19 protein-coding genes are annotated in these 23,783 nt (G+C 68.1%); 15 read left to right on the top strand and 4 right to left on the bottom strand.

The window, feature by feature from the left end:
• Position 1 precedes the first annotated feature (1 nt).
• The 3 genes from ACFVWG_RS31510 (at position 2) to ACFVWG_RS31500 (ending at position 8,821) form a co-directional block, all read left to right on the top strand.
• Positions 2-970, top strand: coding sequence for a glycosyltransferase family 2 protein (locus ACFVWG_RS31510; protein ID WP_391547089.1), 969 nt, complete (start codon positions 2-4; stop codon positions 968-970).
• Positions 967-2,940, top strand: coding sequence for a hypothetical protein (locus ACFVWG_RS31505; protein WP_391547088.1), 1,974 nt, complete (start codon positions 967-969; stop codon positions 2,938-2,940). Before ACFVWG_RS31510 ends, ACFVWG_RS31505 begins: the two co-directional genes overlap by 4 nt.
• Before the next feature lie 100 nt (positions 2,941-3,040).
• A complete protein-coding gene (locus ACFVWG_RS31500; protein ID WP_391547087.1) occupies positions 3,041-8,821 on the top strand; it encodes an Ig-like domain-containing protein in 5,781 nt (1,926 codons plus the stop codon).
• Between the two features lie 118 nt (positions 8,822-8,939).
• Here ACFVWG_RS31500 and ACFVWG_RS31495 read toward each other — a convergent pair whose 3' ends face one another.
• The 3 genes from ACFVWG_RS31495 to ACFVWG_RS31485 all read right to left on the bottom strand — a co-directional run bounded on the left by ACFVWG_RS31495 (position 8,940) and on the right by ACFVWG_RS31485 (position 10,732).
• Positions 8,940-9,458 (bottom strand): GNAT family N-acetyltransferase, encoded by a 519-nt coding sequence (locus ACFVWG_RS31495; protein ID WP_391547086.1) that lies wholly within the window; start codon positions 9,456-9,458, stop codon positions 8,940-8,942.
• A 28-nt stretch (positions 9,459-9,486) separates the two neighbouring features.
• A complete protein-coding gene (locus ACFVWG_RS31490) occupies positions 9,487-10,371 on the bottom strand; it encodes an RNA polymerase sigma-70 factor (RefSeq protein ID WP_391547085.1) in 885 nt (294 codons plus the stop codon).
• A gap of 70 nt (positions 10,372-10,441) precedes the next feature.
• Complete coding sequence (locus ACFVWG_RS31485; RefSeq protein ID WP_391547084.1) at positions 10,442-10,732, bottom strand: hypothetical protein; 291 nt, start codon at positions 10,730-10,732, stop codon at positions 10,442-10,444.
• 105 nt (positions 10,733-10,837) lie between these two features.
• Between ACFVWG_RS31485 and argC the strand changes: the two genes are divergently transcribed.
• From argC to ACFVWG_RS31435, 10 genes are all read left to right on the top strand, one after another.
• Positions 10,838-11,869: an N-acetyl-gamma-glutamyl-phosphate reductase gene (gene argC, locus ACFVWG_RS31480; RefSeq protein WP_391547083.1), complete on the top strand. Its 1,032-nt coding sequence runs from the start codon at positions 10,838-10,840 to the stop codon at positions 11,867-11,869.
• On the top strand, positions 11,866-13,068 hold the full coding sequence (gene argJ, locus ACFVWG_RS31475; protein ID WP_391547082.1) for a bifunctional glutamate N-acetyltransferase/amino-acid acetyltransferase ArgJ: 1,203 nt from the start codon (positions 11,866-11,868) through the stop codon (positions 13,066-13,068). The genes argC and argJ overlap by 4 nt, the downstream gene beginning before the upstream one ends.
• Complete coding sequence (gene argB, locus ACFVWG_RS31470; RefSeq protein WP_391547081.1) at positions 13,065-13,946, top strand: acetylglutamate kinase; 882 nt, start codon at positions 13,065-13,067, stop codon at positions 13,944-13,946. The genes argJ and argB overlap by 4 nt, the downstream gene beginning before the upstream one ends.
• Complete coding sequence (locus tag ACFVWG_RS31465) at positions 13,943-15,145, top strand: acetylornithine transaminase (protein ID WP_391547080.1); 1,203 nt, start codon at positions 13,943-13,945, stop codon at positions 15,143-15,145. Before argB ends, ACFVWG_RS31465 begins: the two co-directional genes overlap by 4 nt.
• Entirely contained in the window at positions 15,145-16,077 is a 933-nt protein-coding gene (argF, locus tag ACFVWG_RS31460; RefSeq protein WP_391547079.1) for an ornithine carbamoyltransferase, read from the top strand. The genes ACFVWG_RS31465 and argF overlap by 1 nt, the downstream gene beginning before the upstream one ends.
• A complete protein-coding gene (locus ACFVWG_RS31455; protein WP_391547078.1) occupies positions 16,074-16,583 on the top strand; it encodes an arginine repressor in 510 nt (169 codons plus the stop codon). Before argF ends, ACFVWG_RS31455 begins: the two co-directional genes overlap by 4 nt.
• 66 nt (positions 16,584-16,649) lie before the next feature.
• Positions 16,650-17,189, top strand: a complete 540-nt coding sequence (locus tag ACFVWG_RS31450) for an RNA polymerase sigma factor (protein WP_391547077.1) — start codon at positions 16,650-16,652, stop codon at positions 17,187-17,189.
• A complete protein-coding gene (locus tag ACFVWG_RS31445; protein WP_391547076.1) occupies positions 17,186-17,893 on the top strand; it encodes a hypothetical protein in 708 nt (235 codons plus the stop codon). The genes ACFVWG_RS31450 and ACFVWG_RS31445 overlap by 4 nt, the downstream gene beginning before the upstream one ends.
• A 16-nt stretch (positions 17,894-17,909) precedes the next feature.
• Positions 17,910-19,325, top strand: a complete 1,416-nt coding sequence (gene argH, locus ACFVWG_RS31440; RefSeq protein WP_391547075.1) for an argininosuccinate lyase — start codon at positions 17,910-17,912, stop codon at positions 19,323-19,325.
• Positions 19,325-19,930: a DNA-3-methyladenine glycosylase gene (locus ACFVWG_RS31435; protein WP_391547074.1), complete on the top strand. Its 606-nt coding sequence runs from the start codon at positions 19,325-19,327 to the stop codon at positions 19,928-19,930. The genes argH and ACFVWG_RS31435 overlap by 1 nt, the downstream gene beginning before the upstream one ends.
• Here the strand turns inward: ACFVWG_RS31435 and ACFVWG_RS31430 are convergent.
• Positions 19,920-20,879 carry an LLM class flavin-dependent oxidoreductase gene (locus tag ACFVWG_RS31430; protein WP_391547073.1) on the bottom strand — a complete coding sequence of 320 codons (960 nt, stop codon included), beginning with the start codon at positions 20,877-20,879 and terminating at the stop codon, positions 19,920-19,922. The genes ACFVWG_RS31435 and ACFVWG_RS31430 overlap by 11 nt on opposite strands.
• A gap of 99 nt (positions 20,880-20,978) precedes the next feature.
• Here ACFVWG_RS31430 and ACFVWG_RS31425 point away from each other — a divergent pair, with 99 nt between their 5' ends.
• On the top strand, positions 20,979-22,016 hold the full coding sequence (locus ACFVWG_RS31425) for an App1 family protein (protein ID WP_391547072.1): 1,038 nt from the start codon (positions 20,979-20,981) through the stop codon (positions 22,014-22,016).
• A gap of 58 nt (positions 22,017-22,074) precedes the next feature.
• Positions 22,075-23,406 (top strand): tyrosine--tRNA ligase, encoded by a 1,332-nt coding sequence (tyrS, locus tag ACFVWG_RS31420; protein ID WP_391547071.1) that lies wholly within the window; start codon positions 22,075-22,077, stop codon positions 23,404-23,406.
• Positions 23,407-23,783 lie beyond the last annotated feature (377 nt).

Genomic DNA, 23,783 nt, shown 5'->3' with positions numbered 1-23,783 from the left:
CGTGGACATCGCCCCCGAGCTCTCCGTCGTGGTGCCGATGTACGACGAAGAGGCCGTGCTGCCGATGTTCTTCGCGCGGATGCATCCGCTGCTGGACAGCATCGGCCTGCCGTACGAGCTGCTCGTCGTCGACGACGGCAGCCGGGACAACACGGCCACTCTGCTCCTCGAGGCGGCCAAGGACTGGCCGCAGCTCCGGGTCATCCGGCTGCTGCGCAACAGCGGTCACCAGGCCGCGCAGTCGGCCGGCTTCCGCAGCGCCCGCGGTCAGTACGTCGTCACGATTGACGCCGACCTGCAGGACCCGCCGGAGACGATCGCCGAGTTCCTGCACGTCATGCGCGAGCGCGACCTCGACGTCGTGTACGGCGTTCGCTGCGACCGCTCGAGTGACTCGTGGCCGAAGCGGACCACCGCGCGGCTGTACTACCGGCTGATGTGCCGCCTGGTCGGCAAGCAGATCCCGTTCGACGCGGGTGACTTCCGGATGGTGTCGCGCCGGGTGGTGGACGCGGTGAACGCACTGCCCGAGGACGGCCGGGTGTTCCGCCTGGTCATCCCGTGGCTGGGCTTCCCGAGCGCCGAGGTGACCTACGTCCGCTCCGAGCGCGCGGCCGGGTCGACGAAGTACAACCTGACCAAGATGACGCGGCTGGCCTTCGACAGCGTGACCGCGTTCTCGGCCGCGCCGCTGCGGTTGGCGACCTGGCTCGGTCTGCTCGGTGGCGTCATGTCCGCGCTGTTCGTGGTCGGTGCGCTGGTCATCAAGCTGACCGGTCGCGGCGTGCCCGGTTGGACGTCGACTGTGCTCGCGATCAGCGTGATCGGTGCGATCCAGTTGCTGTGCTTGGGGCTGCTCGGTGAGTACGTGGCGCGGCTGTTCCAGTCGAGTCAGCGCCGGCCGCAGTTCCTGGTCGGCTACGACAGTCTCGAAGACCAGAAGCGTGTGGAACCGGTCCACCACCGGTGAAACGGGCGCTGCCCTGGCTTGTCCCGTTCCTGACCGTCGTCATCGGTCTGCACCCGCTGGACGTCCTCCGGTACGCCGCTTACTTCGCGCTGGCGATCGCCTTACCAGGAACCCTGCTGCTGCGGGCTGTCTGGCGCAGCCTCGGAAACTGGGCTGAGGACCTCGGCCTCGGCTCGATCGTCGGCGCCAGTTGGATGCTGGTCGGGTGGGCGCTGGTCACTGCGGTCGGCTGGCAGCGCTGGCTGATCGTCTGGCCGTTGCTGACGCTCGCTGCGTTCGCGCTGCCGCGGCTGCGCTCTTGCTGGCGCATTGCTCAGCCTTCGCTACTGCCACTGCGTTGGACGTGGGGGCTGGCGATTGCCTCGGCTCTGATGCTGGCGGCCACCATCCGCGGCGTCATGGGGTACCACGTGCTGCCGCCGGACGGTACGTCGTACTACCAGGACCTGCTGTACCACCTGTCGATGGTGAGTGAGCTGACCCGCGCTGTGCCGCCGGAACTGCCACAGGTCGTGGGGGAGCGGCTGGAGTACCACTGGTTCGCGAACGCGGACATGGCCTCAGCCGTCGACATCACTCGGCTCAGCCCGATCCTGGTGCTGTTTCGGCTGTGGGTGTTGCCATGGCTCGTGGTTGCGCTGCTGGTGTGTGCCACGCTCGCACGGGTCGTCAGCCGGACGTGGTGGACCGGAGTGCTCGCGGCCGCAGCTCTGACCGCGCCACAGCTCTACCTGCTCGTGGACACCAGCCTGAACCTCAATCCGCCGGTGAGCTTCCTCAGCCCGTCACAGACCTTCGGCCTGATCGCCTGTGCCGCAGTGGGGATCTTCCTGATCGAACTGCTCTTCCGCGACGGCTCTCGCTCGCTGTGGGTGCTCGTAGTCGCATTGGCGGTGGTCGGTGGTGGTTCGAAGCCGACCGTGATCCCGGTGCTCGTCGGGGCGGTCGGCTTGGCGGCTCTCCACAAGCGCCTACAGCTAAAACTGGTCGTGGCTGGTGTGCTGCTGGTTGCTGTCGGCGCCCTCACGCTGCTCACGGTTGCTGGGAGCACCAGTGGCTCGCAGATCCAGTTCCTGGCGATTCTGAAGACCAGCCCCGGCTATGAACACCTCACCGGCGACCACACTCCTGCTGGCGTTGGTGGCCTCGTTGTCCCGTCGCTGGTGCACGGTGCGGTCCTCGGCACACTGGCGATGGTCCTGAGCATGCTGCTTGTCCAAGCCGCCTCGCTGGGGGGCTTCTTGGTCGTACGGCGTGATCCGGTCGCGTGGTTCCTGATCGGCGCCATGGTGGTCGGTTGGCTCGGCTACCTGTTCATCGACCACCCTTCGGTGAGTGAGTCCTACTTCCTCTACACCGCTACCCCGTTCAGCGTCGCTGCGGCCGGTTGGGTGGCAGCCACTGCGCGCAGAGGCCTGGCCGTCGTCGTACTGGTCCTCGTGTTCGTTTCACCGATCGAGGGCTTCGTTCAGAACGCCATAGTTGGTGACACCGAAGCGGGACCGGTCTTCCGGTCCGCGTCGCAGTGGGTTTATCCAGACGAGCAATCGACGATCGCCTGGTTGGCCGCCAACAGTGCGCCGACTGACGTCGTTGCCACCAACACCTGGTGCCGGCCGGTGGATGCGAAGGCGCCCGGTTGCGACGCCCGCGGCTACCTGGTGAGCGGATTGGCCGGCCGCCGTACGGCGATCGAAGGCTGGGCCTACACGAACGAGGCCATGGCCGCCCAAGGCGTCGGCGGCCATCGCTACACCGAACAACCGTCGCCGTGGCCCGACCGCGTCGCCCTCGTCACGCAGACGTTCGCCAACCCCACACCGGCCCTGCTGAAACGCCTCCACGACCAGTACGGCGTCCGCTGGCTGTACGCCGACGCCCGCGCCGGCACTGTCTCGCCGAAACTCGCCAACCTGGTGCCATTGCGACACAGCAACGGCAAGGTCGCGATCTACGACCTCGGACAGTGATTGACCCGTAACATGGAGTCCGCGTGGGCCGTTAGGTCTGCGCAGGCCCGCCCGCCCCGGCGCCGATGCATGCGGAAACGTGATTGCTCGGGAGGGCACCATGCGGGCGACACGACCGGCGGCGGTGGGTTTGCTGACGGCGGGACTGCTGGCGATGACAGGTGTGGAGACGTCCGCCTATCAGGTGCCAGTGGAGCCGTTCAGCCAAGGTGACTCGGCTACCGCGACCATGCCGGGCTCAGGACTGCGGCAGACGATCACCGTGACCGGCAAGACCGAGCTGCTCGACGAGAGCACGGCGGGGATCCGGGGGACCGGCCCGACGACGTACAGCCCGCAGATCGCGCGGACCACGCCCGCGCAGGACCTGCTCGTCAACACTGGCGACTGCGCGGCGATCGGGAGTTGTGGCGACCGCGGCACGGTGACGATCACCTTTAGCCGGCCGGTACGCAATCCGGTGCTCCACCTGGCCGGACTCGGCGGTGCGGTCACCGAGACCGTGAGCGGCAAGCCGACTGCGCAGTCCGAACTGCACTCCGTGCTCCGACTGACCACTCCGGGCGTCAGCCTGAGCAAGGCGGGTCAGGGCAACAACCTGACGGTCACCAGCGACACCGTCACTGCCACGAACCACGACGCCGGTCCGAACTGCATCAACAGCAAGACCGGCACTGGTCCGGACGCCGGTGCGACCGCGGCCTGCGGCTCGGTGCGCGTGAACGGTGTCGTGACCACCATCCGTTTCGGCGTGACGGCGTACTTCACCAAGCACGCCACGCTGCGCGCGTTCAACACCACCTCCTCGGGGGACGCGTTCTCGGTGCTGGCCTCGGCAGGTGAGGACTTCGGCGACGCACCGGCGACGTATGGGGCGGCCTGGTCGGTGCTGAGCGACGTACGGCTCGGGAAGGACGCGACCGAGGACAACAGCACTGTTGCGAACGCGACGACCGGTCCGACGACACCTGATGCGGCTGACGACGGCGTGATGTTCCCGCCGCTGCGGACGAGCGCCACGTCGTACAGCATCGACGCCAAGCTCACCGGTGCGTCCAAGCCGGGCAAGGTGTGCGCGTGGATCGATCTGGACCGCGACGGTGCGTTCGGCGCGGCAGAGCGAGCGTGTGGGGACTTCGCTGCCGGACAGGCGAGTGTGAAGCTCACCTGGCCCAAGGTCACCAAGCCGTCGGCTGGGACTACGTACGCGCGTCTGCGGATCGGGTACGACGAGGTTAGGCCGACTGGTGCTTCCGATGCCGGTGAGGTCGAGGACTACGCGCTGCAGATCACTCCGCCGCCGCCGCCGGTCCTGCTGGATGACACTGCGACCACTGCGTTCAACACCGATGCGACCATCAAGGTGCTCAGCAACGACCAGGCCGGTGATCCGGCCGCACCGCTTGAGCCGAGCTCACTGTGTCTGCTGGACGGCGACAAGTGCGGCGTACTGCTCAGTGTGGTCGGACAGGCCAAGTACATCGCCAAGTCCGATGGCACTGTCGCGGTCGAGCCGGTGCCCGGTTTCGTCGGAGTTGGTAAGTCCGTGAGCTACCGCGTGGCCGATAGCAACGGCATCACCGCCACTGCGAAGCTCACACTCACCGTTGCTCTCCCGGACGCACCAGTCGCGACTCCCGACACCGCAAAGACCCCGCAGAACGTCAGCCTCGCGCTCCGGCCGCTGGCCAACGACAAGGCGGCCGACGGCGTGACGCTGGTACCGGGGTCGGTCGTGCTGCGCGACCCAGCCGACGCTGCGTTCAAGAAGGCAGTGGTGATCCCGGGCGAGGGGCAGTACAGCGCGAAACCGACCGGTGCAGTGGACTTCGTACCGGTCCGGCAATTCACCGGGGTTGGCACCTCACTCGGGTACCGCGTCACCGATACGACCGCTCAGACCGCTGAGTCGACTCTCACCGTCACGGTGACTGCGGTGCAGCCGGTGGCCAACGGGGACTCGGTGTCCACCGCGTTCGACACCGACATCGTCGTACCGGTGCTGGACAACGACCTGCCTGGTTCACCGGATGCACCGCTGGACCCGGAGAGCCTGAAGCTGGTCGATCCGGTCAAGCACACCCTCGTCGACACGGTGAAGATCGCGAGCCAGGGCACGTACCTGGTGGCCGGCGGCAATGTCGCGTTCCAGCCGGTGCACGGCTTCCACGGGGTCGGTACGGCGCTCACCTACCAGGTGCTCGACAAGAACGGCACTGCGGCGCGAGCCGAGCTCACGGTGGCAGTCGACGCACCAGGGCCGCCAGTGGCGAACCCCGACACGATCACTTCGCTCCAAGGGAGTTCGGTGATCGTCGCGGTCCTCGACAACGACAAGCCGGGTCCCACTGGTGCCGTACTGCGGCCGGACACGGTCCGGCTGGTCCCACCGACCCGCGCTGAGCCGGGGACCACACTGGTTGTGCCCGGGCAGGGGAAGTACACCGCGCGGTCAGACGGCAAGGTGCTCTTCGAACCGGTCCCGTCCTTCAGCGGTACGGCGACCCCGGTCAGCTACCAGGTTGCCGATGCCAACGGTGCGATCGGCCGCGCGGCTCTGACCATGCGGGTGACCAAGGTGCAGCCCGACGCATCGGATGACACCGCAGCAACGCCGTACGACACGATCGCCACGGTCCGCGTGCTGTCGAACGACGCAGCCGGTGACCCGGCGGTCCCGCTGGTACCCAGCAGCGTGCGGGTGCTCGACCCGAAGACGCAGGAGCCGAAGACCACAGTGGTCGTCGACGGCGAGGCGACGTACACGGTGACGCCAGCCGGCGAGATCACGGTCGATCCGCTGCCGTCGTACGTCGGAGTGACCGCCGCACTCAGCTATCGCGTCGCAGACGTCAACGGTACGACGGCCACCGCGCAGCTGACCGTGACTGTCGCGAAGCCGCCCGTGCCGACAGCGAAGCCGGACACCGCGACGGGCAAGCAGAACGTCCCGTTCGTGGTGGACCCGCTCGCGAATGACACGGCGGGGCAGGGGACCGGGCTCGATCCGCTCAGTCTCGCGGTGCTCGATCCGGCGGACGGGTCGATGAAGAAGCTGGTCAAGGTGCCGGGGCAGGCGTCGTACCAGGTGAATCCGGACGGCACCGTCACGGTCGATCCGCTGCCGGGCTTCACTGGCGAGGCAACCGCGCTCACCTATCGGGTGATGGACTGGTTCGACCAGGTGACGCGGTCGACGATCGCGGTGACCGTCACGCCGATCACGCCGGTCGCGGCCGATGACACCGCGCGGACGCCCTTCGACAAGCCCGTCACGGTGAAGGTGCTCGCCAACGACAAGCCTGGCGATCCGAGCGCGCCGTTGCTGCCGACGAGTCTGCTGCTCACCGACCCGGCCGATGGGTTGCTCAAGGCAACGGTCAGCATCGGGAACGAGGGCGTGTACACGGCTGCCGGGGGAGCGGTTCGGTTCGATCCGGGCGCGACGTTCCGCGGGCCGGGGACGCCGCTGATCTACCAGGTCGGCGACAACAACGGCACGCTGACGACGGCCAAGCTGACGATCACGGTCGGCCTTCCGCCGGTTGCCGTGGCCGACCGCGCCTCGACGCTGCAGAACGTCACGGTCACCGTGAACGTGCTGTCCAACGACAGCCCGGGCACGGATGCGAAGCTCGATCCGTCGACCGTTGAGCTGCTCGGGCCGGACTCCCGAGTGAAGGGTCTTTCCGATTATGGGAAGACGGTCGTTGTTGCCAAGCAGGGCACTTACACCGTGCAGCCGACCGGGTTCGTGGTCTTCGATCCGCTCCCGACCTTCCACGGTCCGGCCACGGCGATCACCTATCGCGTTGCCGACTCCAACGGCACGTTCGGTACGTCGACGCTGACGATGACGGTCACGCCGATCTGGCCGGTCGTGCTGGACGATTCCGCGATCACTCCGTTCAACCAGCCGGTCACGGTCGACGTACTGGCCAATGACAAGCCAGGTGATCCGACTGCTCCGCTCGTGCCCGCATCGCTGCTGTTGAAGACGGCGGACGGGTTCGGGAAGACGTTCACGCAGGCAGGCGAAGGCACATACGCGGTGACTGCCGACGGGTCGATCACGTTCACACCGGTGAAGAACTTCCAGGGGCTGACGACGCCAGCGACGTACCGGATCGCTGACGACAACGGGACCACAGTCGAAGGCCTGCTGTTCCTGACGGTTGGCAAGGGGCCGGAGGCGGTCGCGGATGTGGCGACGACGAAGCAGAACGTCACGCTTGCCGTGGAGCCGCTCGACAACGACAAGCCGGGGACCGGCGCCGAGCTCGAGAAGGGCTCGGTCGAGGTGTACTCGGTGACGACGCGCAGCTGGGTCCGGATCGCGGCGCTGACCGGTCAGGGCATCGTGACGGTGAACCAGACGACCGGTCGGGTTGTCGTGGATCCGGTCCCGGCGTTCCGCGGGGTGCTGTCGATCGCGTATCGGGTCAAGGACTCGAGTGGGAACCTCGCGACCTCGACGATGACCGTCACGGTGACCCCGGTCGTGCCGGTCGTGGCCGATGACGAGGCGACGACGCCGTACGACACTGTGCTGACCGTGCCCGTCCTGGCGAACGACAAGCCAGGTGACCCGTCGGCGCCGCTAGGTGCGGTGCACCTGATCGATCCTGCTTCTGGTGAGGTGGTTCCGGGGCTTGAGGTTGAGGGGCAGGGCCTGTTCACAGTGCAGCCGTCGGGCGGAGTGCGGTTCGCTCCGGATGCTGGATTCGTCGGTACGACGGTCCCGGTCGGCTATCAGGTGGCCGATGGCAACGGCACTCTCGGTACGGCGACACTGATCGTCTCGGTCCAGGCCCGTCCGGTGGCGAACCCGGATCAGGCTCGCACGAAACAGCACCTACCCGTGGTGATCGATCCGATCGCGAACGACGTACCGGGGCCGGGCGCGACCCTCGACCCGGACACGTTGCTGCTGGTCGGTCCGGACGCCGCGCTGGTCAAACAGGTCACCGTGGACGGGCAGGGCGAGTATGTCGTTGCTGACGGCAAGGTGACCTTCACTCCGGAGCCGCAGTTCACCGGAAGCACGCGGCCGGTCGCCTACGAGGTGAAGGACAGCAACCAGAACCGGGCCCGCGCCACGCTGGCCGTGACGGTGACGCCGGTCCTGCCGGTGGTGCGTGACGACAGCGCCCGGACAGCGTTCGGTACGGCGGTCCGCGTCGACGTATTGAGCAACGACCGTCCTGGTGACCCGTCCGCGCCGCTGGACCCGGCGAGCGTCGTACTGCGGGATCCGGGCGATGGGAAGGACAAGAAGACCGTCACCGTGGCGGACGAGGGTGTGTTCGCGGTCGGTGCGGACGGTGTCATCACGTTCACCTCGGTGAAGGACTTCATCGGCTCAACCAGGTCACTGGCTTACCGCGTCACCGATGCGAACGGTACGACGGGTAGTGCGCTGCTGGACGTCACCGTCGACGCACCCCGCCCAGCCCAAGCCACTGCGGACAGCGCAACCGGCACGCCCGGCGGAGTGGTCGCGGTCAACCCGTCCCTGAACGACAGCGGAGGCGCAGCGCCCATCTGTCTCCGCGTAGACGCCGCCACCTGCACCCGTACGGCGACCACCTCCGCCGGCACCTGGACCGTCACCCCCAACGGCACCATCCGCCTCACCCCAGCCCACGGCTTCACTGGCACGGCCAAACTCACCTACGAACGCCCAGCCGGCGCCGGTGCACCGCCAGTCGCAGCCCCCGTCCGCTTCACCATCGCCGCCGCCACAACCCCCACCGCTCGCCCGGCCGACACCACCCAACTCCCCGAAACCGGCGGCCCGCCCCCCATCGTCCTGACCCTCGGCTCACTCCTGACCGCCCTAGGCGCCACCCTCGTAGCCCTAGCCCGCTCCCGCCGCTGACCAGGCGTACCGACGAACGGGTAGTACTCCCCGGCCCGACCACCCACCCCGCCTGCCACCCACGCCCAACCCCGAATCCGGGCACCCACTACCCGTCCATAGGTACGCCGTTCACACCTCAGAGGTCGCGGATGAGCATGACTTCGTCGCGGTAGTCGGTGGGGGTCAGGCGGATGGCGCGGGGGTGGCGGCCGACGATGCGGTAGCCGAGGGGTTCGTAGAAGCGTTCCAGGCCCTGGCCGTCGCGGATGGTGAGTTGGAGCTGCTCCAGACCCAGGTCAGTGGCTGAGCCGCGCAGGCCCTCCATGAGGATGCGGCCAGCACCTGTGCCCTGGTGACTCGGGTGGACGATCACCCGCATGACGGTGCGCCAGTGCTGGTGCAGTGCGCCGCCGTTGTCCACGAGCAGCCCCATTCCGACGTACCGGTCACCGTCGTGCAGTACGCCGAGCAGGTCGGTACCGGCGGCGACCCGGCCGAGCGCTGCGTCGAGCGTCTGCGCGACCTGCTCGACCGGAGCCGGCGCGGTGAACCCGACCGCGCCACCCGCATCGGTCGCCGCGACCCACGTGTCCAGCAGATCCGCCCGCAACCCCGGCTCGAGCGTCTCGTCCGGCTCCACCACCACGTACTTCACAGCACCTCCAAGTGCGACACAGTTGCACTTAGTCTAAGGCGTGCCGCGCCGGGACCGTGGTGAGCTTGTCGGGGTTCCGGATCAGGTACAGCTCGGTGATCAGGTCGCCGGAGGTCTGGATGAAGGCGACCGTGTCCGGTTCGTCGCCGAAGTACGCGACGAACGCGATCTCGCCGTTCAACGCGGCCGGCTGCAACTCGAAGCCCGGGTTGGAGCTCATCACCCCGAACAGCCAGCGAGCGATCTTCTCGGGACCGTGGATCGGCCGCAGCGCCGCCGTCTTCTTCCCGCCGCCATCACTGATCAGTACGGCGTCCGGTGCCAGCAGCGCGACCACCTGAGCGAAGTCACCAGTACCCGCCGCCTCCATGAACTGCATGGTCAGCTCGGTGTGCCGCGCCCTGTCGACCCGGTGCCGCGGCTGTCGCGCGTGCACGTGCTCACGCGCTCGGTGCGCGAGCTGCCGAACCGCCGCCTCCGACCGTCCAAGCGTTTCGGCGATCTCGTCGTACGGCAGGTCGAAGACCTCACGCAGTACGAACGTCGCGCGCTCAAGCGGCGAGAGCGTCTCCAGTACGACGAGCATCGCCATACTGACCGAATCCGCCAGCTCCACCGCGGCCGCCGGGTCGTCGGTCGTCAGCGGCACGATCGGCTCCGGCAACCACGGTCCGACGTACTGCTCCCGCCGCGCCTTCTGCTGCCGCAACCGGTTCAGCGCGAGCCGCGTGGTGATCCGAATCAGGTAAGCGCGCACATCCCGCACCTCCTCGTGGTCCACCCCCGCCCACCGGATCCACGCCTCCTGTACGACGTCCTCCGCGTCGCTGACGCTCCCCACCACCCGGTACGCCGCCCCCACCAGCACCGCCCGGTGCTCATCGAACTCCCGCGCCAGCCGCTCGTCAGTCATTCCACCCACCTCGCACAGTCCGTCGTACCCACTCCGACACGACAGCTCCGCGAATTGTGACAAAGCGGTGTTAGAAGATTTGCAGCTCCAGCACGGCCAGCCCTGCGGTCGCGATGACGGCACCGCCGTAGGCGAGGCTGCCGGCGAGGGCTGGATGGAGGTGATGGAAGAGGGCGACCAGACCCAGTCCGGCGAGCCAGCCGAGCAGGATGGCGGGGAAGAAGATGAAGGCTGTGAACACCACCGGGTTGCCGAAGTTGTCGTCGGAGTCCGGCCATCGCTGCTTGGCGAGTCCGAGGGCAGTCGCGCCCAGAACGCCGAGCGCGGTCCAGCCGAGGTACACCAGATAGCTGTTCTTCATGGCACTCAGCCTCCGCTCCGCGACCCCTGTCGCGCCTGAGTGCTTCTACCCGAAGCTGGTGAGTAATCCTTGGATATTTTTCCAGCCCATGGCATACTCATTCACATGAGCGTGAAGGTGGCGGTGGCCGGAGCCAGTGGCTACGCGGGGGGCGAGCTGCTTCGGCTGCTCAGTACCCACCCCGCGGTGGAGATCGGCGCACTCACCGCCGGCGGGAACGCCGGTACGGCGCTCGGCGCGCACCACCCGCACCTCGTGCCGCTGGCCGGGCGCATCCTGGTCGAGACCACGGCGGAGCAGCTCGCCGGTCACGACGTGGTGTTCCTGGCGTTGCCGCATGGACAGTCCGCCGGACTCGCCGAGCAGCTCGGCGAGGACGTCACCGTGATCGACTGCGGCGCGGACTTCCGGCTGACCGAGGCCGAGGCGTGGGTCGAGTTCTACGGCGGTGAGTATGCAGGCTCGTGGCCGTACGGGCTCCCGGAGCTGCCCGGTCAGCGGGACAAGCTCCGCGGTTCGCACCGAGTCGCCGTACCGGGTTGCTACCCCACCGTCTCCAGCCTCGCGCTGCTGCCCGCCGTCCAGCGTGGACTCGTCGACTCGACGCAGCTCAACGTGGTCGCCGTCAGCGGCACGTCCGGCGCCGGCAAGGCACCGAAGGCGCACCTGCTCGGTGCAGAGGTCATGGGCTCGGCTTCCGCGTACGGCGTCGGCGGCACGCACCGCCACACCCCGGAGATCGAGCAGAACCTCAGCCGGTACGCCGATGGCCCGGTGAACGTCTCGTTCACCCCGGTGCTGGTGCCGATGTCGCGTGGGATCCTCGCGACCTGCAGTGCACCCGTTGCCGAAGGCACTGACCTGGCCACGCTCCGGCAGGCCTACGAGGACGCGTACGGCGACGAGCCGTTCGTGCACCTGCTCCCCGAAGGGCAGTGGCCGCAGACCCAGGCCACGCTCGGAGCGAACACCGTGCAGTTGCAGGTCACTCTCGACCAGCGTGTCGGCCGCGTCGTTGTGGTGGCTGCCATGGACAACCTCACCAAGGGCACTGCCGGCGGCGCCGTGCAGTGCATGAACCTGGCCCTCGGTCTCGACGAGACCACGGCCCTGCCTCTCGTAGGAGTAGCACCGTGACCCTAGCCGTCACCCCGAGCACCCAAGTCGATCGGAGCGCCGGAGTGACCGCGCCGGCCGGCTTCCGCGCGGCCGGGGTGATCGCCGGGATCAAGCCAGCAGGAAAGCCTGACCTGACTGTCGTCGTCAATGAAGGACCGCACGACGTCGCCGCCGGTGTCTTCACCACCAACAAGGTGAAGGCCGCACCGGTGCTCTGGTCGCAGCAGGTGCTCAGCGCAGGCAAGCTCAAGGCAGTAGTGCTCAACTCCGGCGGTGCGAACGCCTGCACCGGCCCAGAGGGGTTCCAGGACACGCACAAGACCGCAGAGAAGCTGGCTGAGGTTCTCAGCGTCGGTGCGGCCGAGATCGGCGTCTGCTCGACCGGTCTGATCGGTGAGCGGCTTCCGATGGAGAAGGTGCTCTCCGGTATCGACCAGGCAGTCGCTGCGCTGGCCTACGGCCCGGACGCCGGCCTAGACGCTGCCACGGCCGTCATGACGACCGACAACGTGCCGAAGCAGGCCGCGCTGACTCACCCGGGTGGGTGGAGCATCGGCGGGTTCGCCAAGGGCGCTGGGATGTGTGCGCCCAACATGGCCACCATGCTCAGCGTGATCACGACAGACGCCGTACTGGATCAGCCGCACCTCGACCATGCGCTGCGGAACGCGGTCGGCAAGACCTTCAACCGGCTCGACGTGGACGGCGGTACGTCGACCAACGACACCGTGCTGCTGCTCAGCTCGGGTGCCTCCGGCGTGACGGTCAGCCCGGACGAGTTCGAGGCCGCCCTGACCGCGCTGGCGGCAGACCTGGTCAAGCAGTTGCAGGCCGACGCCGAGGGCGTCACCAAGCACGTCAGCATCACCGTGCAGAACGCAGCCACCGAGGCCGAAGCGCTCGCCGCCGCCAAGATCGTGGCCGAGGACAACCTCTGCAAGACCGCCTTCTTCGCCTCCGACCCGAACTGGGGCCGGATCGCGATGGCGGTCGGCAACGCACCGACCGCCTTCGACCCGGCGCTGCTCGACATCACCCTGAACGGCGCCGCGATCTGTATCGCTGGCGGCAAGGGCGTCGACCGCTCCGAGGCCGACATCAGCGGCCTCGAGATCGACGTGGTGATCGACCTGCACGCCGGCCCCGCCTCCGCGACGGTCCTCACCACCGACCTCTCGCACGCCTACGTCGAAGAGAATTCGGCGTACAGCTCGTGACGACAACTCATGCGGCTGCGGTCGAGAAGGCCGCCGTACTGACCGAGGCGTTGCCGTGGCTGAAGGAGTTCCACGGCAAGACGATCGTCGTGAAGTACGGCGGGAACGCGATGGTCGACGACGAGCTGAAGCAGGCGTTCGCCTCCGACATCGTGTTCTTGCGGCACTGCGGTGTCCGGGTGGTCGTGGTCCACGGCGGTGGACCGCAGATCAGCGACATGCTGAAGCGGCTCGGTATCGACAGCGAGTTCCGCGGCGGCCTGCGGGTGACCACACCCGAGACGATGGACGTGGTCGGCATGGTCCTGGTGGGCAAGGTCGGTCGTGAACTCGTCGGCCTGCTGAACGCGCACGGCCCGTTCGCCGTCGGCATGTCGGGCGAGGACGCGGGCCTGTTCACCGCCGAACGGCGCGGCGCGATGATCGACGGTGAGTCGGTCGACATCGGCCTGGTCGGCGACGTCGTCGACGTTCGCCCGGAGGCCGTGATCGACCTGATCGACGCCGGCCGGATCCCGGTCGTCTCCACGATCGCGCCGGACGAGGACGGCCAGGCGCACAACGTGAATGCCGACACCGCCGCATCCGCTCTGGCGGTCGCACTCGGTGCCTCGAAGCTCGTCGTACTGACTGATGTGGCGGGCCTGTATCGCAACTGGCCGGAGAGCGAAGAGATCATCACCCAGATCGATGCGACCGAGCTCGCCGAGCTACTGCCGTCGCTCGCCTCCGGCATGGTCCCCAAGATGGAGGCTTGCCTGCGGGCGGTGCAGTCCGGGGTCTCCCGAGCGACCGTGATCGACGGCCGCGTCCCGCACTCGCTGCTGCTGGAAATCTTCACCGACGCCGGAAGTGGAACCCAGGTGATCCCGTCATGACCGAGTTATTGACTGTCGACGGCACGCAGGCCGCGCTGACCGAGCGCTATGCCGGTGCGTTGATGAACACCTTCGGTGCGCCGAAGCGGGTACTGATCCGCGGCGAGGGCGCCTACCTGTGGGATGCCGACGGCAACAAGTACCTCGACCTGCTCGGCGGTCTCGCGGTGAACTGCCTCGGGCACGCGCACCCGTTCGTGGTCTCCGCGGTGACGTCCCAGCTCGCCACCCTCGGCCACGTCTCGAACTTCTTCGCCTCCGCACCGCAGATCGCACTGGCCGAGAAACTGCTCAGTCTCTTCGATGCCCCGGGCAAGGTGTTCTTCACGAACTCCGGCACCGAGGCGAACGAGGCGGCGTTCAAGATCACCCGGCGGACCGGCCGGACCAAGATCGTCTCCACGATCGGCGCCTTCCACGGCCGGACGATGGGCGCCCTCGCCGTGACCTGGAAACCGGCGTACCGGGAGGCCTTCGCGCCGCTGCCGGGTGACGTCACCTTCGTCCCGTACGGCGACGCTGACGCGCTCGCGGCCGCCGTCGACGACGAGACCGCGGCGGTGGTGCTCGAACCCATCCAGGGCGAGAACGGCATCGTCGTACCGCCGGATGGTTATCTGCAGGCGGCGCGGCGGATCACGTCCGAGCATGGTGCACTGCTGTGGCTCGACGAGATCCAGACCGGCGTCGGCCGGACGGGCACGTGGTTCGCGTACCAGACCGAGGGCATCACGCCGGACATCGTCACGCTGGCCAAGGGGCTTGGCGCGGGGATCCCGATCGGCGCCTGTGTCGGAGTCGGCGCGGCCGCGGATCTGTTGCAGCCGGGCAACCACGGCAGCACCTTCGGCGGGAACCCGGTCGCGGCGATCGCCGGACTCGCCGTACTGACGGTGATCGAGCGGGACGGACTGCTCGCCCAGGTCAATGCCGTCGGCAACCATCTCGCGTCGTCGCTGATCGCCCTCGATCATCCGTTGATCGCGGGGGTCCGCGGTCGTGGGCTGCTGCTCGCGATCGAGCTGACCCAACCGGTGTCGGATCAGGTGGCGGCGCTGGCGCTGGACGCCGGCTTCGTGATCAACAACCCGATTCCGGACGCGCTGCGGCTGGCGCCGCCGTACATCCTGAGCAAGGCTGATGCCGACAGCTTCGTCGCCGCCCTACCGGGGCTGCTCGACCAGGTGGAGGTCTCCTAATGGTGCGGCACTTTCTCCGCGACGACGACCTTTCGCCGGTCGAGCAGGACGAGGTCCTGACGCTGGCTCAGCAGCTGACCAAGGACCGGTACGGGCACCAGCCGCTGGCCGGGCCGAAGACGGTCGCGGTGATCTTCGACAAGACCTCGACCCGGACGCGGATCTCGTTCGCGGTCGGGATCGCGGAGCTGGGTGGGGCGTCGCTGATCATTGACGCGCAGACCTCGCAGATGGGTCGCGGCGAGCCGATCGCGGACACCGCGCGGATCCTCGACCGGCAGGTCGCCGCGATTGTCTGGCGGACCGCCGGGCAGGAGCGGATCGACGAGATGGCCGGGGCCTCGCAGGTTCCGGTGGTCAACGCTTTGACCGACGAGTTCCACCCGTGCCAGATCCTCGCCGACCTGCTCACCATCCGGCAGCACAAGGGATCGACCGCCGGCTTGAAGCTTGTGTACTTCGGCGATGGCGCCAACAACATGGCGCACTCGTATCTGCTCGGCGGCGCGACCGCCGGCATGCACGTGGTCATCGCCTCACCCGCTGATTACCAGCCGGACGCGGCGATCCTGGCGCGCGCCGTTGAGATCGCGGGGGAGACCGGTGGCTCGGTCGCGTGGACCGACGACCCGTACGCCGCTATCGGCGGGGCCGATGTGATCGCCACCGACACCTGGGTGTCCATGGGGCAGGAGGCCGAGGCGGGGCTGCGCGAGGCGCCGTTCGTACCGTTCGCGGTGACCGAGCAGCTGGTGTCGAAGGCCAAGGACGACGCGATCGTGCTGCACTGCCTCCCGGCGTACCGGGGTAAGGAGATCGATGCCGCGGTCCTCGACGGGCCACAATCGGTCGTGTGGGACGAGGCAGAGAACCGGCTGCACGCGCAGAAGGCGCTGCTGTCGTGGCTGCTGGCTAGGAGCTTCAACGCATGACCATCGCCGTTCCGACCACCAAGGCCGCGCGTCAGCAGCGGATCGTCGACCTGCTCGGCCGGCAGCCGGTGCGCTCGCAGACCGAGCTGGCCGACCTGCTGTCCGCGTCCGGGCTGGTCGTCGGCCAGGCCACGCTGTCACGGGACCTGGTCGAGATCGGAGCGGTCAAGGTCCGCGACTCGTCCGGTCAGCAGGTGTACGCCGTACCGGGTGAAGGCGGTGATCGCACACCGCGCGCTGGTGAGGCGGCGGCGTTCGAGGCCCGGCTGGCGCGCGTCGCGTCCGAGCTACTGGTGTCGGCCGAGGGCAGCGCCAACCTGGTCATCCTGCGAACCCCGCCGGGAGCGGCTCAGTACCTCGCGTCGGCGATCGACCACGTGGGACTGGACGACGTTCTCGGCACCATCGCAGGCGACGACACCGTCATGATCGTCAGCCGCAACCCCACCGGCGGCCAGGCCCTGGCCGACCGCCTGCTCTCCCTCGCCGCCCGCGAGCCCAGGTAACGCGAACGCTCCCGCCGGTTCGCGCCAAGTAGGAGGCGACGGTAGACCGGCGAAGGGGGACACGGGATGGACGACTGGTTCGCAGCACAGGTGGAACGGCACGGACCGGACATCCACGCCTACCTGACCCGCCGTACGGCGGACGGGGTGGCGGACGACCTCCTGGGCGACGTGTGGGTCGCCGCGTACGGCGGCCGGTCCGGGTTCGACCCGGATCTCGGTACGCCGCGGGCGTGGCTGTTCGGCGTCGCCCGGCACGTGCTGCACGGCTACTACCGCAAGCACCGTCTCCGCAGCACCATGGCTCGCGTCATCGGTATCGACCGCCCGGTTGACGAGACAGCTGCCGTAGACGCCCGCCTGGACGCGGCAGCCCTCGCACCGCAGCTCCGCTCCGGGCTGCGCGCACTACCAGCAGCCGAACGCGAACTACTCCTCCTGGTCGCCTGGGAGAACCTGTCCCCGACCGAAGCCGCACAGGTGCTCGGCATCCCCGCCGGCACCGCCCGCTCGCGGTTACACCGCGCCAGACAACGCATGGACGAACGCCTCTCCGGTTCGCCCCAAGTACAGGACGAACCCACCCGACAGGAGGCCGACCGATGAACGACGACAACTGGACCACCCTGCAGTCCGCGGGCAAGGTCCCGCCGCCCTCACCCGAGGTGCTCGCCCACGCCGCCCAGCGTGTTCAGAAAACCGCGGTCCGCAGCACCCGCCGCAACACTGTGCGCCACCGCGTCCTGACGCCAGTCCTCGCTGCAACCGGCACGGCTGCCGTGATCGGTGTGGTCGCACTCCAGCAGTCCGGTACTCCGACGGCGAATCCCGCCGGCGGTGGCTCGACCTCCGCTGCGCCGGCCACGGCCACGCAGCCGACGCCTGCTCGCACCACCGGGAAGCCTCTCGGCCCTGCGGAGAACAGCGCCAATTCCTGCGCGTTTGCCTATGGCCCGGCCGAGCTGGCCAAGGCGGACTTCGCCTTCGACGGCACCGTCGTATCCGCCGTGCCCAACCCTTACCGTGAGGCGATGCCGCGCACCTGGACCGTGACCTTCACGGTGCACGAGTGGTTCCGCCCGTCCACCGGCGGCACACAGACGAAAGCACTGCTCTGGGCGGGACCGGGCGGTCGAGTGCAGGTGAGCGACCACGAGAGCTACGAGATCGGCGACCGGCTCCTGATCTCCGGCCGGACGGACACAGGAGTGACCGAGCCGTTGATACCACCCCACGCGTGGGGCTGCGGGTTCAGCCGGACCTACGACGAGGCGACTGCTGCTACCTGGCGGAAGGTCTTGAGCAGATGACTGAGAGGATGGCTTGGTGAGTTCAGGTGAGAGTGCGGCCCTGTGGGGCGGACGGTTCGCGGGTGGGCCGGCCGATGCGTTGGCGGCGTTGAGCAAGTCGACCCACTTCGACTGGCGGCTGGCGCCGTACGACATCGCTGGGTCCAAGGCCCACGCCAAGGTGCTGCACCGAGCGGGGCTGCTGACCGACGTGGACCTGGACGCGATGCTGGCCGGGCTGGACAGTCTGCTGGCTGATGTCCTCAGCGGCGCGTTCCTGCCGGCTGAGGACGACGAGGACGTGCACACCGCGCTGGAGCGTGGGCTGTTGGAGCGCCTCGGGGCTGAGCTGGGCGGACGGCTGCGTGCCGGCCGCTCCCGCAACGACCAGGTCGCCACGCTGTTCAAGAGCTACCTGCGCGAGCACGGCCGCATCATCGCCCGCCTGGTCCTGGACCAGGTGAACACGCTGGCAGACCAGGCCGAGAAGCACCTCGGCGTGGCAATGCCCGGGCGCACCCACCTGCAGCACGCACAGCCGGTCCTGCTCTCTCACCACCTGCTGGCGCACGCCTGGCCGCTCATCCGCGACCTGGACCGGCTGGCCGACTGGGACGCCCGCGTGGCGGCCGATTCGCCGTACGGGTCGGGTGCTCTGGCTGGAAGCTCACTCGGGCTCGACCCGCAGTACGTCGCGACCGAGCTCGGCTTCACCAACTCGTCGGCCAACTCGATCGACGGTACGGCGGCGCGTGACTTCGTCGCGGAGTTCGCATTCGTCACCGCCCAGATCGGGATCGACCTGTCCCGGCAGGCCGAGGAGGTGATCATCTGGGCGACGAAGGAGTTCGGCTTCGTCGAACTGGACGACGCGTTCTCGACCGGGTCGAGCATCATGCCGCAGAAGAAGAATCCGGACATCGCCGAGCTCGCCCGCGGCAAGGCCGGCCGACTGATCGGCAACCTGAGCGGTCTGCTCGCGACGCTGAAGGCGCAGCCGCTGGCGTACAACCGCGACCTGCAGGAGGACAAGGAGCCGGTCTTCGACTCCATCGACACCCTCGAGGTGCTGCTGCCCGCGTTCACCGGCATGATCCACACGCTGCGCTTCAACACCGAGCGTCTGGAGGAGCTGGCCCCGCAGGGCTTCTCGCTTGCCACTGACATCGCCGAGTGGCTGGTCCGGCAGCAGGTCCCGTTCCGGGTAGCGCACGAGCTGGCCGGCGCCTGCGTCCAGGCGTGCGAGAAGCGTGGCATCGAGCTGTGGGACCTCACCGACGAGGACCTGGCGGCCATCTCGCCGCTGCTCACTCCGGACGTCCGCACGGTGCTGACCGTGGAAGGCTCACTCGCCTCCCGCAACACCCGCGGCGGTACGTCGGTCGACCAGGTCACCCACCAGTTGGCCGAACTGCACGCCCGCGCTGCCCAGTACACCGCACGCCTCGCCTGATGCGCCGGCGGCAACTAGCGGGGCCGGTCCTCGACGTGGCCCCGCAGTTGCTCGGCGCAGTCTTCCGCCACACCACGGATGAAGGCACTGTCGCGGTCCGCATCACCGAGGTCGAGGCCTACGACGGACCCAACGACCCCGGCTCCCACGCGTACCGCGGCGAAACCGCCCGCAACGCCGTCATGTTCGGCCCACCCGGGTTCCTCTACGTCTACTTCACCTACGGCATGCATTTCTGCATGAACGTCGTCACCGGCCCACCCGGAACCCCATCAGCCGTTCTGCTGCGAGCAGGTGAGGTCATCGAGGGAGTGGACCTGGCTCGCGCCCGTCGAGGTGTCAGCAAGGACCGTGACCTCGCACGCGGACCTGCCCGCATGTGTGTTGCTCTCGGCATCAACCGGCAACAGAACGCCGTTGACCTGCTGGCCAAGGACTCCCCTGTCCGCCTGCTCGACGGCCCGGGCTTGGCCGGTACGCCGTCCACCGGGCCGCGCGTGGGTCTCCGCGAGGCACCCGATTGGCCGTGGCGGTTCTGGATCCCCGATGACCCCACAGTTTCGCCGTACCGGCCGCACGTGCCCAAACGCCGTACTAGCGCTTAGCCAGCTCCACCACATACTCCAGCTGCGGCAGCCCGTGCTCCACCTCCGGGTCCGGGAACAGGCCGATGTGGTGCACCCCGGCCGCCTCCAGCGTTTCGATGTGTGCGGCAGCGTCCTCGAGTGTCCCGATCGCGCCGATCGCCGTCCACCAGTCGGTCGGCATGCCGACCAGACCCGCCTCGCCCGATTCGTCGTACAGCTTCTGCAGGTCGTCGTAGAACGGCAGCGTGGTCAGCCCCGGGTTCTTGTCGTTGAGCTGCCATCCCAACCACGGCGCGGTCCACTCGTACGCCGTCTTGCGGTCCTCCCGGATGCACATGGCAGCGAAGGCAGCCACTACGAAGCCGTCGGGTGGTCCGGCGTACTCCAGCGATTGACGCACGTACGGCGCGGTCGCGGGCTCGGCGAGCACGACACCGCCACCGACCCGGCCGGCGAGGGCCATCGACTTCGGGCCGCGGACGCCGAGCAGGATCGGCGGCGGCGTCACCGGGGGAGCGTCGAGCTTCACGTCCTGCAGCTGCACGGTCTTGCCCGCGAAGGTGACGTTCTCCCCGGCCAGCAGCCGAGTGACACTCGTCGTCACCTCATCAAGGGCAGTCAGGGGCGACTTGGGGCGTACGCCCATCTGCCCCATCCACTCCTGCACGCCGTGCCCGATGCCCGGCAGAAAACGCCCCGGTGCCATCGCCTCCAGAGTGGCGAACTCCATCGCCGTCACGGCCGCGGTCCGCGCCACCGCCGGCACGATCCCGAGCCCGACAGTCAGGCGCTCGGTAGAGGCCAGCGCGGCAGCCACGAGCGACGGTCCGGAGGTGTAGAAGCAGTCTTCGATGATCCACAGCTCGTCGGCACCACCCGCCTCGAGCCGGCGGGCCACATCGGTCACGAGAGCAGCGGGGAAGGTCCGGGGGAAGCACATGCCGACAGCAGCAGCGGTCTGAGTCATGCATCGACGGTAGAGGCCTGCACCGACAGTTCGATAAAGGTCTGTCCAGAGGCCAGTTAGCGTGCGCATAGCGGCCCCGCCTGCGGGTAGGTTTCAGGTATGGCCCGTCCGCACTATGCGTCCCGTCTCGAGGACTGGTTCAACATCGGGGTGCAGGCGGTTCTCCGGCGCCGGGGCTGGCGCGAGCGGATCATCCCGCAGGTCGGTTACGGCACCACGGAGTTCGTCCGGGTGCTGGCCCGCGTCGTACTGGGCCGGGACCCGCGCAACCAGCCGCGGTTCGACGAGGACCAGATAGTCCGCGGCTGGCGCGTCTTCGTCACCGCACCGGCCGTCAAGGTGCCAGTGACCGTGACGGTCAACGGGGAGACGTTCGACGCCGTCACCGATCGCGGTGGCTTCGTCGACCTGACTGTGCCGGTGGTGCTCCCACCTGGCTGGCACGAGATCAATCTGGGCGTGCACGGCGAGCGGCAGGCCAGAGCGAGCATCTTCGTCCCCGATCCGGACGCGACCTTCGGACTGCTCAGCGATATCGACGACACCGTCATCCTGACGATGCTGCCGCGGCCGCTGATCGCCGCCTGGAACACCTTCGTCCGCGAGGAGCAGGCGCGGCGCGTGGTTCCCGGGATGGCCGAGATGTACCAGGAGCTCCTGGCCGACCACCCGGGCGCGCCGATCTTCTACCTCTCCACCGGCGCCTGGAACACAGCACCCACGCTGACCCGCTTCCTGGCCCGGCACGGCTATCCGGTCGGCCCACTCCTGATGACGGACTGGGGACCGACCAACACCGGGTGGTTCCGCAGCGGCCAGGAGCACAAGCGAACCGCCCTGCGCCGGCTGGCCCGCGAATTCCCGCATGTGCGCTGGGTGCTCGTCGGCGACGACGGACAGCACGACCCCCAGCTGTACGGCGATTTCGCGCAGACGCACCCGGACCACGTGCGAGCCATCGGGATCCGCCAGCTGACCCCGGCCGAGCAGGTCCTGTCCCACGGTCTGCCGGTGCCGAACCAGGACCCTGGTGCGCACGATCCGCAGCGTCCGACGGCGGCAACGGTGCAGGGACCCGACGGTCATGCGCTCCGGCCGCAACTGCGCGACATCCTCACCCGGCAAGAACCCAGTTAGCCCCGACTCCTCGTCGTACAGGACACTTGGGGTGTACCGACGTACTCGAGGAGATCAAGTGACGGACAGCGGGACCGCAAGTTCGGGGCGGCGGGGCGGGGAAGGTATCCAGCTGCGTACCCAGGTGCTGGATGACCTGGAGAGCCGCGGCCTGATCGCGCACTCCACCGATCCGGACGCGCTGCGCAGCGCCATGGCGGAGGGACCGATCACCTCCTATGTCGGCTTCGACCCCACGGCGCCCAGCCTGCACATGGGCAACCTGCTGCAGTTGCTGACACTGCGCCGGCTCCAGTTGGCCGGTCACAACCCGATCGGTCTGGTCGGCGGTGCCACCGGTCTGATCGGTGACCCCAAGGAGACCTCCGAGCGGGTGCTGAACCCGAAGGACATCGTGGCCCAGTGGGTCGAGAAGGTCCGCGGTCAGGTGGAGAAGTTCATCGACTTCGACGAGTCGCTGCCGAACCCGGCCCGGATGGTCAACAACTACGACTGGACCAAGGACCTCAACACCCTCGACTTCCTGCGCGACATCGGGAAGCACTTCCCGGTGAACCGGATGCTCGGCCGCGAGGTCGTGAAGGCGCGCCTGGAGCAGGGGATCAGCTACACGGAGTTCAGCTACGTGCTGCTGCAGTCGCTGGACTACCTGGAGCTGTACCGCCGCCACGGCTGCACTTTGCAGACCGGCGGCAGTGACCAGTGGGGCAACCTCACCGCCGGCGTGGAGCTGATCCGCCGGTCCGATGGCGGCAAGGCGCATGCACTGGCCACACCACTGGTGACCAAGGCCGACGGAACGAAGTTCGGCAAGACCGAGTCCGGCACGGTGTGGCTGGACCGAGAGCTGACTTCGCCGTACGCCTTCTACCAGTTCTGGTTCAACACCGACGACCGCGACGTCATGCAGCTCGTGCGGTACTACACCTTCCGTACGGCGGAGGAGATCGCGGAGCTCGAGTTGGCGACCGCCGAGCGACCGCATGCGCGAGAGGCGCAGCGTGTACTCGCAGAGGACGTCACAACGCTGGTGCACGGTGAGGGGGAGACCCGCGCCGTGCAGGAAGCGTCGAAGGCGCTCTTTGGCCAGGGGGAGCTGGCCGCGTTGGACGGCGAGACCCTGCGAGCCGCTCTGCGCGAAGCACCGCACGTCGAACTAGGCGCCGGCGAACCGATGCCGACGTACGGCGATCTGCTCGTGAAGTCAGGCCTGGTGGCCAGCAAGTCGGCTGCCCGACGGACCGTCGCCGAAGGTGGCGGGTACCTGAACAACGAGAAGGTGAAGGACGCCGAGTACGTGCCGGGAGCGGACGATCTGCTGCCTGGTGGCGTGCTGGTCCTGCGGCGTGGGAAGCGTTCGTTCGCTGGGGTCTTGCACTCCCACATCTAGGTTGCCCGAGGCAAATTACAGCCGTGTGATTCAGGGCACCGGAAACCGATTTGCATCCAGCGGGTGAACATCAGTATTGTTCTTCTTGTTGGGAGCGAGTGCAGGACGCTGAAGCGGCCGGACCTCCTAACCCCCCAAAGCTAGCGCAGCTGGAACGCGTCTTCGGACTCGGGTCAGCAGCCTCCACGCGGGGAGTGAGTCGGAAAAATCAAGTCTTGACTTGGTCGATCCACTCCGGTAAGGTACTGCAGGTTGCCCCGGAAGCCTGAACTGCAAGGTTCAGCTGCGGTGTGCGTCCGATTCTTGAGAACTCAACAGCGTGCCGAAAGTCAATGCCGAAATAAAGCATTAACCCCGTTCACTGGCATTGGACATTC

Origin of the sequence: Kribbella sp. NPDC058245, assembly GCF_042882005.1 — a bacterium.
In the GTDB taxonomy this organism is placed as follows: domain Bacteria; phylum Actinomycetota; class Actinomycetes; order Propionibacteriales; family Kribbellaceae; genus Kribbella.
The sequence above is the reverse complement of the archived record's forward strand: the minus strand, read 5'-3'. Positions and strand labels throughout refer to the sequence as shown.